Source organism: Achromobacter sp. HNDS-1, assembly GCF_040084795.1.
Taxonomy (GTDB): domain Bacteria; phylum Pseudomonadota; class Gammaproteobacteria; order Burkholderiales; family Burkholderiaceae_B; genus Achromobacter; species Achromobacter ruhlandii.
Genome location: NZ_CP157584.1, coordinates 6,130,853 through 6,143,330 on the forward strand (window position 1 = coordinate 6,130,853; position 12,478 = coordinate 6,143,330).

Here is a 12,478-nt window from a genome sequence, read left to right on the forward strand (position 1 = left end):
GCGGGACCCTCATGAAGCAAGGCGCGTGCCCAGGGGGGCTGGGACGCGCCGGCGGCGCGGGTACGGGACTTGCTTGCCGGATCCCACTCAGCGAATCCCGTCGCTGCCGGCCGGCTCCGGCCGGCCCGACGCACCAGGAGATATCCATGGCAAGCAAGAAACCCAGCAAGGCCAAGGCCCAAGGCCCTGTCGATACCGCGTTCAACAATACGGACAGCGGCCCCGGCGCGCCGCCCGCCGGCGCCGCCACGCCGGCCATGCGGCGCGCCGCCGCGGTGGCCGAGACCGTGCAGGCCTTGCCGCACCACGCCGACAAGGCCAACGAGTATGGGGAAGAGGGCGCGCGCTGCCCGTACCTGGGCGCCCAGGTCGATCCGCCCGACGCCGTCGTGGGCGCCAGCACCCTGTCCGAGCGCGAGGGAAACGCCAAGACGGGAGAGGGCGCCGCGCCGGGCGTGAACGCGGTCGATGGCCAGCTCGCGCGGGTGCGCGCCGATGCCCAGGGGCAGGCGTTGACCACGAACCAGGGCGTGCCCGTGAGCGACAACCAGCATTCGCTCAAGGCGGGCTTGCGCGGCCCGGCGTTGCTGAAGGATTTCATCCTGCGCGAAAAAATTACGCACTTCGACCATGAACGCATTCCGGAACGCATCGTGCACGCGCGCGGTTCGGCCGCGCATGGCTATTTCGAATGCTACGAGCCGCTGACGGACCTGACGCGCGCCTCGTTGTTCGCGGAAAAGGGCAAGCGCACGCCGGTCTTCGTGCGGTTTTCGACGGTGGCCGGCGAACGGGGCTCGAAGGACACGGCGCGCGACGTGCGCGGGTTTGCCGTCAAGTTCTATACCGACGAGGGCAATTGGGACCTGGTTGGCAACAATATGCCCGTCTTTTTCATTCAGGACGCCATGAAGTTTCCCGACCTGGTGCATGCCGTCAAGCCCGAGCCGCATCACGGCATGCCGCAGGCGGCCTCGGCGCACGACACCTTCTGGGACTTCGTGTCGCTGATGCCGGAATCGACCCACATGCTGATGTGGCTGATGTCTGACCGCGCCATTCCACGCAGCTACCGCATGATGCAGGGCTTTGGCGTGCACACCTTCCGTTTCGTCAACGAGCGCGGCGAGGCGCGGTTGGTGAAATTCCACTGGAACCCCGTGGCCGGCACGCACTCGCAGGTCTGGGACGAGGCCGTGAAAGTGTCGGGCGCCGATCCGGACTTTCACCGCCGCGACCTGTGGGAAGCCATCGATTCGGGCCATGGCCCGGAATGGGAGCTGGGCGTGCAGGTCTTCACCGAGGAAGAGGCGGAGCGCTTCAGTTTCGATGTGCTCGACGCCACCAAGATCGTGCCCGAGGAACTGGTGCCGGTGCGGCCCATCGGCCGCATGGTGCTGGACCGCAACCCGGACAATTTCTTCGCTGAAACCGAGCAGGTCGCGTTCTGCGCGGCCCACGTGGTGCCGGGCGTCGATTTCACCAACGATCCGTTGCTGGCGGGGCGCATCCATTCCTACGTGGATACGCAGATTTCGCGGCTGGGGGGACCGAATTTCCACGAAATACCGATCAACGCGCCGCTGGCGCCGGTGCACAACAATCAACGCGACGGCATGCATCGGCAGGCGGTGCATCGCGGGCGCGTGGCCTACGAGCCCAATTCGCTGGCGGGCGGCTGTCCTTTCCAGGCCGGGATGACCGGCTACGTGTCGTTCCCCGAGCCGGTGGCCGGCGATGAATTGCGCGGCCATCCAGAAAAATTCGCGGAGCACTACAACCAGGCGACCCTGTTCTACAACAGCCAGGCGGATTGGGAACAGCGGCACCTGGCGGATGCCTTCGCCTTCGAGCTGAGCAAGGTCACGGTCGCCGCCATCCGCCAGCGCATGGTGGCGTCGCTGCGCAACGTGTCGGATGACCTGGCGCGGACAGTGGCGGACAAGCTGGGCATGGCGCTGCCCGAGCCCATGCCACGGGCCTTGCGTCAGCCGCCCAGCCCGGAAGTCGAACAGTCGCCGTCCTTGTCGCTGACGGCGCGGCCGGGCGAACAAGGCGTCGCCACCCGCAAGGTCGCCATCCTGGTGGCCGAAGGCGTGGATGGCGCCGCCGTGACGACGCTGGCCCAAGCCTTGATCAAGGCCGGCGTCGTGGTGCGCCTGGTCGGCCAGCGCATCGGCCCCGTGGACACCGCCGATGGCGGTTCGCTGGATGCCGACGCATCGCTGGACAACCAGCCGTCCGGGCTGTTCGACGGCGCGGTGGTGCCGTCCGGTGGCGCGGCCAGCGAGCGCTGGCTCGGCGACGGCCGGGCATTGGAGTTCGTGCGCGACAGCTACCGCCATGGCAAAACCTTGCTGGCGCTGGGCGAAGGCGCCGACGTGCTGGAAGCGGCCGGCATCGCGTCGGCGGAAGACGACGGCGGATTGATCATCGGCGAAGCATCGCAGAAGGTCGCGGCGGGATTTCTGGAGGCGTTGGCACGTCATCGCCATCCTGAACGGGAGCGTACGCCGCCGGTCGTTTGAAAATACGCATAATGTATATTATGTAAAGTAAGAAATGGGCCGGTTTCCAGGACCGGCCTGCTTCTTCCCGATTGTTCCGCCGACGCCAGTAACCCTTTTCGACGCTTTTATCCCTTCGCCCCCTGGTTATCCTCCCCTCGGACCGCCGCGTTCAGGCCGCACGAACCAGCAACACCGGCACCGACGCGGCGCGCACCACGCCTTCCGCGCAACTGCCCAGCAAGGCGCGGTCGACACCGCGACGCCCGTGCGTGCCCATCACGATCAGGTCGGCTGGCCAGCTCCGGGCGATTTCCAGGATGCGCTCCCGCACCGGCAGGCCGAGATCGTCGTACAGCGCGGTCTGCACCACGGCGCCCGCGGCGCTGGCGCGCGCCGCTGCCCGCGCCAGCAACTGGGCGCCGTCCTGGCGCAGCTGGGTGATCAGTTCGCCGGTGTAATAGCCCGCATAGGGATTGAATGCCATTGAAATGGACAGATCGTCCAGGACGTGGATGACGCGCAGTTCGGCATGTGAAAGCCTGGCGAGGCCGATGGCCTCGTCCAGCGCGCGGTCCGACGCGTGGCTGCCGTCGATGGCCACGAGAATGCGCCGATGTTCGGTTGGCATGGCGGTCTCCCGGATCCTGGCGCCCGGCTAGTGCGAAAACAGCACCGGCACGGTCATCGCCGACAGCAAAGAACGCGTGGCGCCGCCCAGTATCCATTGGCGGGCGCGGCTATGTCCGTACGCGCCCATGACGATGAGATCGGCGCCGAAGTCGGCGGCGGCGTCCAGGATGGCATCGCCGATGCCCGCTTCGCGCGCGTCGCGCGTCTCGGATTCCAAGGGCGGAAAGCCGTGGCTGGCGCAGTACGCCGCCAGATCCTCGTAAGCGGCCTGCCGCTCGGGATCTTCCTCGGCGCCTTGCAGCGTCAGGACGCGCAGCGCGACGGCGCTGCGCAGCATGGGCGCGGCGTCGGCCAGCGCCCGCGCCGCCTCGCGGCCCCGGTTCCAGCAATACAGCGCCCGAATGCCGATGGTCTCGAACGTGCCCGCCGTCGGCAGGACGATGACGGGACGTCCGGCGGCAAGCAGGGTCTGCGGCACGAAATCGTCACCGGTGGCCGCTTCGATGTCATAGCCGTTTTCCTGGCTGACGATGACGACATCGGAATAGCGCGCATGGCGCGCCAGGCAGTCGGCCGGCGCGTCGTCGCCCTGCCGCCAGGAGATCGCCACGCCGGCCTGCGCGGCGGCCTGACTGAACGCCTGCTGCGTGGCCGCGCGCCCTTTCGTATTGATTTCCTTGATGATTTCCATTGAGCGGGCCCACAGGCCGCCCTCGTCGTAGAAATAGCCAGGCTGCATGTGGCTGGCGAAGATGCCGGTGAGATGGGCGTCATGCGCCTTGGCCATCCGCAGGGCGATATCGATACGGCGTCTGCAATCGACGCCATTGTCCAGGTGCACGGCGATACGGCGGAACATGGCGGAGCCTCCAGGATGATGCGGCGTTGTCCGGCCGGCGGGCGGCGTGCCCGCGGCGCGGGTCGGGATGTTCCGCCATCTTGCGCCGCCGACGGCGTGGGACGTTGACCTTTGTCAACCCCGCCAGCCGGCGAAGCCGATCGGTTGCCGCCGCCACAAGACCGGAAAGAAATCGCGCCGGCTTGACCCGCGTCAATGGCCGGCGGACGCGCGGCGCGATGATGACACCTGCCGCTCCCCTTCCCCGCCAGGAGGTTCCATGAAAAACGTGCTTATCCCGGTCGACGGATCCGCCAATTCGCTGCGCGCCGTGCGCTACATGATCGACCATGTCCGCGAACACGGCGCGTGCAACCTGCATCTGCTGAACGTACAGCCGCCTATCGTCTCCGGCGCGGTGCTGGCGTTCGTGTCCCATGACATGATCCAGCAATACTACGAGGACGAAGCCAGGACGGCGCTCGCCGATGCCAAGGCGGCGCTGGACAAGGCGGGCATCATGTATCAATCGAGCCTGCGCGTGGGCAATGTCGCCGAGTCCATCCAGGCATACGCGGCCGAACAACAGTGCGACCACATCGTGATGGGCTCGCGCGGGCTGGGCGCCGCCGGCAGCCTGATGCTGGGCTCGGTGGCCCTGAAACTGCTGCATGCCGTGCACCTGCCGGTGGTCATGGTGAACTAGCGGCGAGCCCATCATGACAAGCGCGCAGCCCGCACCGCGCCAGGCAGGCGCCCTGCCCGCGCCCGGCCGTCCGGCAAGCCGGCACCCGTCGCCGCGCGCCGTCATGGCCTGGCGCCTCGCGCTGGCCGCCCTGCTGCCGGCGGCCGGCGCGGCGGCGCAGCCTCTCCCGCCGGCCCCCGCCGCGCAAGTGGCCCGCGCCTTCGGCGAGCAGGTCACGCCGAGGCTGACGCCGCCCGCCGACGAACAGGCGCGCTACGGAGAATTGGCGGCGCAGGCCCTGCGGGCGGCCGGCATCACGCCGCTCGGTCCGCAGTTTGTCATCGTGGTGGATCGGGATATCCGGGTGCAGGCGGCGTTGCTGTACTGGCTGGCGCAGCCGCCGCTGTTCCTGGGGGCTACGCCTGTGTCCACCGGCCGGGTCGGCCAGTTCGACCATTTCGAGACGCCCACGGGCGTTTTCAGCCACACGCTCGCCAACCCCGATTTCCGCGCCGAAGGCACCCGCAACGCCAACGGCATCCTCGGCTATGGGGCCAAGGGCATGCGGGTCTACGACTTCGGCTGGCAGACCGCCAACAAAGGATGGGGCGACCGCGCGCCCGCGACCATGCGCCTGCAGATGCACGCGACCGACCCGTATGTACTGGAACAGCGCCTGGGGACGGCCCAATCGAAAGGCTGCATCCGCATCCCGGCGACATTCAATCGCCTGATCGACCGTCTCGGGCTGCTGGATGCCGACTACGAGCTGGCCGCCGCGCTGGTGACGCCTCCCTGGGTGCTGCTGCGTGACCGCGCGCCGGTGACCGGCGCCGGCCGCTACCTGATCATCGTCGACAGCGGCCGTTCGACGCGTCCGGCATGGGCGGTACCCGCCGCGCCCGCCAAAGGAAAACCGCCATGACCTCCCTGCCCTCCCATGCCGAGGTGCAGCGCCTGCACGCCTACTGGCAGGCCAGCAATTACCTGTGCGCCGGGATGCTGTACCTGCGCGCCAACGCCCTGCTGCGCCAGCCGCTGGCGCCGGCGCACATCAAGCGGCGAATCCTGGGGCACTGGGGCACCTGCCCCGGCCAGACCTTCACACTCACCCACCTGAATCGCCTGATCCGCGAGCACGACCTGGACCTGATGTATGTATGCGGTCCCGGCCACGGCGCCGCCGCGGTGCTGGCCCACGCCTATCTGGACGGCCATTATTCGGAACGCTACCCCGAATGCTCGCGGGACGAAGCCGGCATGACGCGCCTGTTCCAGCGGTTTTCGGCCCCGGGCGGCATCGGGTCGCACTGCTCGCCGCATGTGCCGGGCTCGATCCACGAGGGCGGCGAACTCGGTTACAGCCTCGCGCATGCCTTCGGCGCCGCGTTCGACAATCCTGCGTTGATCGTGGCCGCCATGGTCGGCGACGGCGAGGCCGAAACCGGGCCGCTGGCCGCGTCGTGGCAGTCGGCCCGCTTCCTGAACCCGGCGCGCGATGGCGCGGTGCTGCCCATCCTGCACCTGAACGGCTACAAGATCGCCAATCCGTCCCTGCTGGCCCGCATTTCCCACGCCGAACTGCTCGCGCTGTTCGAGGGCCATGGTTATCGCCCCTGTTTTGTCGAAGGCGACGACCCGCCCGCGATGCACCGGAAGATGGCGCGGGCGCTGGAGCAATGCCTGGCCGAGATCCGCGCGATCCAGGCGCGCGCGCGCGGCGGTGAACGGACCCCTATCCGCTGGCCCATGATCGTGCTGCGCACCCCGAAAGGCTGGACCGGGCCGCGCCAGATCGATGGTCACGCGGTGGAGAACTCGTGGCGTTCCCATCAGATCCCGCTGCCCGACCCCGCCGGCCGGCCGCAGGATCTGCGCGCGCTGGAGGCCTGGATGCGAGGCTATCGGCCAGAAGCGTGGTTCGATGCGGATGGCGCGCTGGCGGCCGAACTGCGCGCGCTCGCCCCGGTCGGGGACCGGCGCATCAGCGCCAACCCCCACGCCAATGGCGGCCTGCTGCGGCGCGCGCTGGACCTGCCAAGCCCCGAGGCCTATAGCCAGCCGGTGCGCGCGCCCGCCGCCGCCGATGCCTCGCCCACCCAACTGCTGGGCAATTACCTGCGCGACGTCATGCGGGCCAATGCCGACCGATTCCGCCTGTTCGGGCCGGACGAGACCGCCAGCAACCGCCTGGCGGCGGTCTTCGAGGCCAGCGGCAAGACCTGGATGGCCCGTCTGCTCGATAGCGATGCCGATGGCGGGCACCTGGCGGCCGACGGACGGGTCATGGAGGTCCTGAGCGAACACCTGCTGCAGGGATGGCTTGAGGGATATACGCTGACCGGCAGGCACGGCCTGTTGGCCACCTACGAGGCGTTCGCCCATGTGATCGATTCAATGTTCAACCAGCATGCCAAATGGCTGGACAAGGCGCGCCGGCAAGGCGCCTGGCGCGCGCCGGTGCCGTCGTTGAACCTGCTGCTGACCTCCGTGGTCTGGCGCCAGGACCACAACGGCTTCAGCCACCAGGACCCGGGGTTCCTGGATGTCGCGGCCAACAAGCGTCCCGAGGTGGTTCGCATCTACCTGCCGCCGGATGCCAATTGTCTGTTGAACGTGGCCGCGCACTGCCTGCGCTCGGTCGGCTACGTCAATGTGATCGTGGCGGACAAGCAGCCCCACCCCGTCTACCTGGATGCCAGCGAGGCCGCGCGGCATTGCCAGGCCGGCGCCAGCGCCTGGGACTGGGCCGGCACCCATGTGTCGCACGAGCCGGACGTGGTGCTCGCCTGCGCCGGCGATGTTCCCACGGGGGAAGCGCTGGCGGCGGTGGCGCTGTTGTCGTCGCGGTTCGGCGGCCTGAAGATCCGCTTTGTCAACGTGGTCGACCTGTTCGCCCTGGCGCCGCCGACGGTTCATCCGCACGGCCTGACCGACGAGGCGTTCGACGCCCTCTTCACGCGCGACAAGCCGGTGATCTTTAATTTCCATGGCTATCCGGCCCTGATCCACCGGCTGTGTTACCAGCGCCGCAACCATGTCAATTTCCACGTGCATGGCTACCGCGAACAGGGCGATGTCAATACGCCCTTCGAACTGGCCGTGCTCAATGGCATCGATCGCTACAGCCTGGCGATCGACGTGCTGGCCCGCGTGCCGCGCCTGCGCCACTGCGGCGCCGCCGTCCGCGACCAGTGGCTGGCAAGGCGCGAGCAGCAGGTGGCGCAGGCACGCGCCGAAGGCATCGACAGCGACGACATCCGCGACGGCAGATGGCCGACTTACGAGGCGCGGCGCGATTGATACCGGTCAGGCCAGTTCCACCCTGTCGTTCTGTTCCATGACCCGGCAGCGCCAGCCCAGTTCGTCCTTGATCCGCAGACGCAGCGCATCGGCGGCGTCGGGTTCGCCGTGCACGATGAAGGTCTCGCGGGGCGGCTGCGTAAAGCCGCCCAACCAGCGCAGGATCTCGTCGGCGTCGGCGTGCGCCGACAGCATCGACAGGTTGTCGATTTCCGCGCGCACGGGAATGTAGCCGCCGTGGATCTTGACCGTCGCCGCGCCATCCAGCATGGCGGCGCCCCGGGTGCCCATGGCCTGGAAACCGGCGAACAGGACCGTGTTGCGCGGATCGGGCAGATAGTGCTTGAGATGGTGGATCACACGGCCGCCGGTGGCCATGCCGCTTGCCGACACGATGATCTTCGGCATGGGCGAGGCGTCGAGCGCCTGGGACTGCTCCACGTCGGTGACGCAGGTCGCCATGCCGAAGGCCGCGCGCGCGTCGGCCAGCGTCAGCCGCTGGTCGGCCAGGTGCCGCAGGTACACGTCCACCGCGCCGCTGGCCATCGGGCTGTCCAGGAATACCGGCAGGTCGCGCGGCAGGCGCCCCGCCTGCCTGAGCTGCCACAGGTAATACAGCAACGCTTGCGCCCGGCCCACGGCGAACGACGGAATCACCACCGTGCCACCGCGCCTGACCGTGCGCAGGATGATGGCCTCCAGGGCGACCAGCACGCTTTCCTTGCTGTGGGCGCGGTTGCCGTAGGTGGATTCGAGCACCAGATAGTCGGCCTGCGGGATCGGCCGCGGCGCCGGCATGAGCGGATCGCCATGGCGTCCCAGGTCGCCGCTGAAGACCAGGCGGCCGCCCGGGTACTCGAGTTCGACGATGGAGGCCCCCAGGATATGGCCGGCCCGGTGCAGCCGGGCCCGACAGCCGCCGGGCAGTTCGACCGAGGTTTCGAAATCCTGGGGCCGCAACGCTGCGATCGCGCGTTGCGCGTCCGCCACCGTATAGAGCGGCAGCGCGGGCTTGTGGCTGGATAGATGGTGCCGGTTCAGGTAATCGGCATCGGCTTCCTGCAGGTGGGCGCTGTCGAGCAGCAGCAGCCGGCACAGGTCGAGCGTGGCGTGTGAACAGTGAACCGGCCCCTGAAAACCGTCTCGCACCAGGCGCGGCAGGTAGCCCGAATGGTCCAGGTGCGCATGCGACAGGACCACGGCGTCGATGTCGGCGGGCGGCACCTGGAACGGCGCCCAATTGCGCAGCCGCAAGGTCTTCACGCCCTGGAACAGGCCGCAATCGAGCAGGATCCGCTGGCCATCGATCTCCAGCAGGTGGCGCGAGCCGGTGACGGTGCCGGCGGCGCCCAGGAAACACAGCATCGGATGGTTCGACATGGTTCCTCCTTGCGGATGCGCTGCCAGCATCGCACGGCGCGCGCCCATGGGAAATGGCGCGCGGCGCGCGGCTTGACCTAGATCAAGACCGCGCCCGGCGGGCGGATCAAGATGAAGACAAGGCGCCCCGCCAGCCAGGGTACGCCCCTTTTCCCCTGGAGAACAGCATGCTCGCGAGCGAACTCATGACCCCGAATCCCTATTGCGTCAATGCCAGAACGCCCGTCTCCCAGATCATGCGCGCGATGGTCGAGCGGGAAATCAGCGCCGTCATGGTCGTCGGCGACGACGGCACCTTGATCGGCCTGATCAGCGAAGGCGACCTGGTGCGCCGGCAGGACAGCGCCCACCAGAAAAAACTCGACCACTGGCTGGCGCAACTGGCCGAAGGCGAACCCTTGAACCTGGAATTCCTGCACAGCCTGCAACTGGGCGAGCGCGCCGCCGCCAGCGTCATGAGCAGCCCGGTGATCACCGTCGATGAATCGGCGCCCCTGTCGCGGATCGCCGACCTGTTGCTCAAGCACGCCATCAAGCGCGTGCCGGTCACGCGCGACGGCAAGCTGGTGGGCGTGGTCAGCCGCCGCGATATCCTGCGCGCCCTGCTGGCCCAGGATGAGCGCGATTCTCCCGCCCGCAAGGAGGCATCATGACCCGCATCGGCATCGTGTTCTATTCGCGCAGCGGCACCGCGCGCGCGGTGGCCGAACGCCTGGCCGCCATGACCCACTGGCCGGTCCATGAGATCCGCGACCCACAGCCCCGGCTCGGCTTGCGCGGGGACCTGCGCTGCATCGTCGATGTGCTCTTCAAGCGCAGCCCGGCGTACCGCTACGACGGGCCGGCGCTCGACGCCTATGACCACGTGGTGCTGATCGCGCCGGTGTGGCTGCGATCGCTGGCCGCGCCCATGCGCGCATTCCTGCGCAATGCGCGCCAGGGAATCCGGGCCTATTCGGTGATCTGCGTGATGTCCGGATATGGCGGCTTTCGCGCGGTCGACGACATGGCCAGCGCGATCGGCGCCAAGCCGCGCTCGATCCTGCTGCTCAAGCAGTTCGACGTGCTGGCCGGCGAGAGCGACGCGGCGCTGTGCCGTTTCAAGGCGCAGTTGCAGGCCTTCGGCGGCGCGGGTGATTGGGACGACCCGGTGCTGCCCGCCGTCGACTGACCGTCGGGGGGAACAAAAAGGGGACGGCTCGTGCCCGGCCCTTCAGGCCCCGTGCATCGCGACTATGGCGCACGGCGGGGAACTGTGCTGCAATCAATCCAGACCCCCGTTCGGTCCTGGAACGCGCACATCTCACCCGCCCATGGAGCCCCCGGCCAACGCGCCACCGCTTCTCGATATCATCCAGTCCGCCACGGAACCCATCATCACGGTCGACGCGCAACAGCGCATCGTGATGTTCAACCCGGCGGCGGAGCGCGTTTTCCTGCGCGAGGCCGATCAGGCCATCGGCGCCAGTCTCGACATCCTGATACCCGTCCGTTTTCGCGCCGTGCATGCCCGGCATGTCGAGCGCTTTCGCCATACCGGCATTTCCGAACGCAAGATGGGGCTGGGCGCGCCGCTGTGGGGCCTGCGCGCCAATGGCGAGGAATTTCCCATGGAAGCCTCGATTTCGCAGACACAGGGCGAAGCCGGCGTGTTCCTGTCGATTTTCCTGCGCGACATCACCGAGCGGCAGCGGGTCGACCAGGCCCTGCTGGCCTCGCGCGACGAACTGACGCGGCTGTCCAATGCCCTGTTGCACGTACGCGAGCAGGAAAAAAAGCACATTGCGCGGGAATTGCACGATGACCTCGGCCAGAGCCTGACAGCGCTGACCATGGAACTGTCGCAACTGGCCGCGCGCCTGTCGCCGCACGACCAGGACCTGCATGACCGGGTCGAGGCCATGCGCCGCCTCATCAAACTGACTTTCACCTCATTGCGGCGCATCGCCGCCGACCTGCGGCCGGTCATGCTCGATGACCTCGGGCTGGCCGCGGCGATCGAATGGCTGGTGTCGAACTTCGTGTCGCGCTATGGCATCGCCACCGACGCGCATATCGACATCGGCGCCGGCGAACCCGCCAAGCAGGTAGCGACGACACTGTATCGCGTGGTCCAGGAGGCCCTGACCAATATCGCCCGGCATGCGCAGGCCAGCCAGGTGCAGGTGCGGTTGTCCTGCAACGCCACCGAGTGCTGCCTGGTAGTGCAGGACAACGGCGTGGGCGCGACACCGGAGAGCCTGACGCGCAAGCTGTCCTTTTCGCTCGGCCTGCAGGGCATTCGCGAACGGGTGCGCCTGCTCAATGGCGACGTCAGCATCACGACGCGCCGGCAAGGCGGCTTCCGCCTGAAGGCCACCCTGCCGGCCCAGCCGCCGCAGCCGCCTTGGGAGACGCCATGATCGCCGTCATGCTCGCCGACGACCATACCCTGGTGCGCGAGGGCCTGCGCCGCCTGCTGGAACCGACCGGCGACATCTCGGTGCAGGGCGAGGCCGGCAACGGCGCCGAAGCGCTGCGCTTGCTGGCCGAGCGGCCATGGGACCTGCTGGTGCTGGACCTGTCCATGCCGGGCCACGACGGCGTCGACCTGATCCGCCTGATCCGCCGCGACTACCCCGCCGTGCCGATCCTGGTATTGACGATGCACGGCGAGCCGCAATACGCGGTCCAGGCCATCAAGGCCGGCGCGGCGGGTTATCTCACCAAGGACAGCGCCGCCACGGAGTTGGTGCAGGCCGTGCGCCGGGTTGCCGCCGGTGGCCGCTACCTGAGCCCGTCGGTGGCCGAGAGCGTTGCCTTCGAGCGCCATGCCGACGGCGCCCTGCAACCGCATCTGTCGCTGTCCGATCGGGAGTCGGCGGTGTTCCACCACCTCGCCCGGGGCCTGAACAACGCCGACATCGGGCGGCTGCTTTTCCTGAGCGTCAAGACGGTCAGTACCTATAAGAGCCGGATCCTGGTGAAGATGCGCCTGCGCAACCAGGCCGACCTGGTCCGCTACGCGCTCAAGCACCGGTTGATCGATGACCAGGAAGGCCCCGCCGGCTGACCGGGTCGCGCGGCGGTGTAGGAATATTCCTACACCCGATCGGGGGCGATTCGTATGGGAACTGGCGGGTTGCGCCGATA

The 12,478-nt window shown here is 68.2% G+C and carries 11 protein-coding genes; 8 read left to right on the forward strand and 3 right to left on the reverse strand.

The window, feature by feature from the left end; translation table 11 throughout:
• The first annotated feature begins 146 nt into the window (after positions 1–146).
• Positions 147–2,528 (forward strand): catalase, encoded by a 2,382-nt coding sequence (locus tag ABFG95_RS28240; protein WP_348995207.1) that lies wholly within the window; start codon positions 147–149, stop codon positions 2,526–2,528.
• 151 nt (positions 2,529–2,679) lie between these two features.
• Here ABFG95_RS28240 and ABFG95_RS28245 read toward each other — a convergent pair whose 3' ends face one another.
• Together ABFG95_RS28245 and ABFG95_RS28250 are read right to left on the reverse strand one after the other, a co-directional pair.
• A complete protein-coding gene (locus ABFG95_RS28245) occupies positions 2,680–3,138 on the reverse strand; it encodes a universal stress protein (protein WP_068952729.1) in 459 nt (152 codons plus the stop codon).
• 27 nt (positions 3,139–3,165) lie between these two features.
• Complete coding sequence (locus ABFG95_RS28250) at positions 3,166–3,999, reverse strand: universal stress protein (protein WP_059270481.1); 834 nt, start codon at positions 3,997–3,999, stop codon at positions 3,166–3,168.
• 259 nt (positions 4,000–4,258) lie between these two features.
• Here ABFG95_RS28250 and ABFG95_RS28255 point away from each other — a divergent pair, with 259 nt between their 5' ends.
• The 3 genes from ABFG95_RS28255 to ABFG95_RS28265 all read left to right on the forward strand — a co-directional run bounded on the left by ABFG95_RS28255 (position 4,259) and on the right by ABFG95_RS28265 (position 7,966).
• Positions 4,259–4,684, forward strand: coding sequence for a universal stress protein (locus ABFG95_RS28255; protein ID WP_348995208.1), 426 nt, complete (start codon positions 4,259–4,261; stop codon positions 4,682–4,684).
• Positions 4,685–4,787: 103 nt separating this feature from the next.
• Positions 4,788–5,588 carry a L,D-transpeptidase gene (locus ABFG95_RS28260; protein WP_278990826.1) on the forward strand — a complete coding sequence of 267 codons (801 nt, stop codon included), beginning with the start codon at positions 4,788–4,790 and terminating at the stop codon, positions 5,586–5,588.
• Positions 5,585–7,966: a phosphoketolase family protein gene (locus ABFG95_RS28265; protein WP_348995209.1), complete on the forward strand. Its 2,382-nt coding sequence runs from the start codon at positions 5,585–5,587 to the stop codon at positions 7,964–7,966. The genes ABFG95_RS28260 and ABFG95_RS28265 overlap by 4 nt, the downstream gene beginning before the upstream one ends.
• A gap of 6 nt (positions 7,967–7,972) precedes the next feature.
• On the opposite strand, the gene ABFG95_RS28270 is transcribed toward ABFG95_RS28265, so the two are convergent.
• Positions 7,973–9,331 (reverse strand): MBL fold metallo-hydrolase, encoded by a 1,359-nt coding sequence (locus tag ABFG95_RS28270; protein WP_348996069.1) that lies wholly within the window; start codon positions 9,329–9,331, stop codon positions 7,973–7,975.
• A gap of 182 nt (positions 9,332–9,513) precedes the next feature.
• On the opposite strand from ABFG95_RS28270, the gene ABFG95_RS28275 reads away from it, so the two are divergent.
• The 4 genes from ABFG95_RS28275 (at position 9,514) to ABFG95_RS28290 (ending at position 12,398) form a co-directional block, all read left to right on the forward strand.
• The gene (locus ABFG95_RS28275; protein WP_049073744.1) at positions 9,514–9,999 is read left to right on the forward strand and encodes a CBS domain-containing protein; all 486 of its coding nucleotides are present in this window, start codon (positions 9,514–9,516) and stop codon (positions 9,997–9,999) included.
• A complete protein-coding gene (locus ABFG95_RS28280) occupies positions 9,996–10,517 on the forward strand; it encodes a flavodoxin family protein (RefSeq protein WP_068952719.1) in 522 nt (173 codons plus the stop codon). Before ABFG95_RS28275 ends, ABFG95_RS28280 begins: the two co-directional genes overlap by 4 nt.
• Positions 10,518–10,659: 142 nt before the next feature.
• The gene (locus ABFG95_RS28285) at positions 10,660–11,748 is read left to right on the forward strand and encodes a PAS domain-containing sensor histidine kinase (protein WP_238922602.1); all 1,089 of its coding nucleotides are present in this window, start codon (positions 10,660–10,662) and stop codon (positions 11,746–11,748) included.
• Entirely contained in the window at positions 11,745–12,398 is a 654-nt protein-coding gene (locus tag ABFG95_RS28290) for a response regulator transcription factor (protein WP_049073740.1), read from the forward strand. Before ABFG95_RS28285 ends, ABFG95_RS28290 begins: the two co-directional genes overlap by 4 nt.
• The last annotated feature ends 80 nt before the right edge of the window (positions 12,399–12,478 follow it).

What these genes read in the sequence shown, in the direction of transcription:
- ABFG95_RS28240 (WP_348995207.1), top strand. Translation starts at nt 147, where the DNA reads ATGGCAAGCAAGAAACCCAGCAAGGCCAAGGCCCAAGGCCCTGTCGAT.
- ABFG95_RS28245 (WP_068952729.1), bottom strand. Translation starts at nt 3,138, where the DNA reads ATGCCAACCGAACATCGGCGCATTCTCGTGGCCATCGACGGCAGCCAC.
- ABFG95_RS28250 (WP_059270481.1), bottom strand. Translation starts at nt 3,999, where the DNA reads ATGTTCCGCCGTATCGCCGTGCACCTGGACAATGGCGTCGATTGCAGA.
- ABFG95_RS28255 (WP_348995208.1), top strand. Translation starts at nt 4,259, where the DNA reads ATGAAAAACGTGCTTATCCCGGTCGACGGATCCGCCAATTCGCTGCGC.
- ABFG95_RS28260 (WP_278990826.1), top strand. Translation starts at nt 4,788, where the DNA reads ATGGCCTGGCGCCTCGCGCTGGCCGCCCTGCTGCCGGCGGCCGGCGCG.
- ABFG95_RS28265 (WP_348995209.1), top strand. Translation starts at nt 5,585, where the DNA reads ATGACCTCCCTGCCCTCCCATGCCGAGGTGCAGCGCCTGCACGCCTAC.
- ABFG95_RS28270 (WP_348996069.1), bottom strand. Translation starts at nt 9,331, where the DNA reads ATGCTGTGTTTCCTGGGCGCCGCCGGCACCGTCACCGGCTCGCGCCAC.
- ABFG95_RS28275 (WP_049073744.1), top strand. Translation starts at nt 9,514, where the DNA reads ATGCTCGCGAGCGAACTCATGACCCCGAATCCCTATTGCGTCAATGCC.
- ABFG95_RS28280 (WP_068952719.1), top strand. Translation starts at nt 9,996, where the DNA reads ATGACCCGCATCGGCATCGTGTTCTATTCGCGCAGCGGCACCGCGCGC.
- ABFG95_RS28285 (WP_238922602.1), top strand. Translation starts at nt 10,660, where the DNA reads ATGGAGCCCCCGGCCAACGCGCCACCGCTTCTCGATATCATCCAGTCC.
- ABFG95_RS28290 (WP_049073740.1), top strand. Translation starts at nt 11,745, where the DNA reads ATGATCGCCGTCATGCTCGCCGACGACCATACCCTGGTGCGCGAGGGC.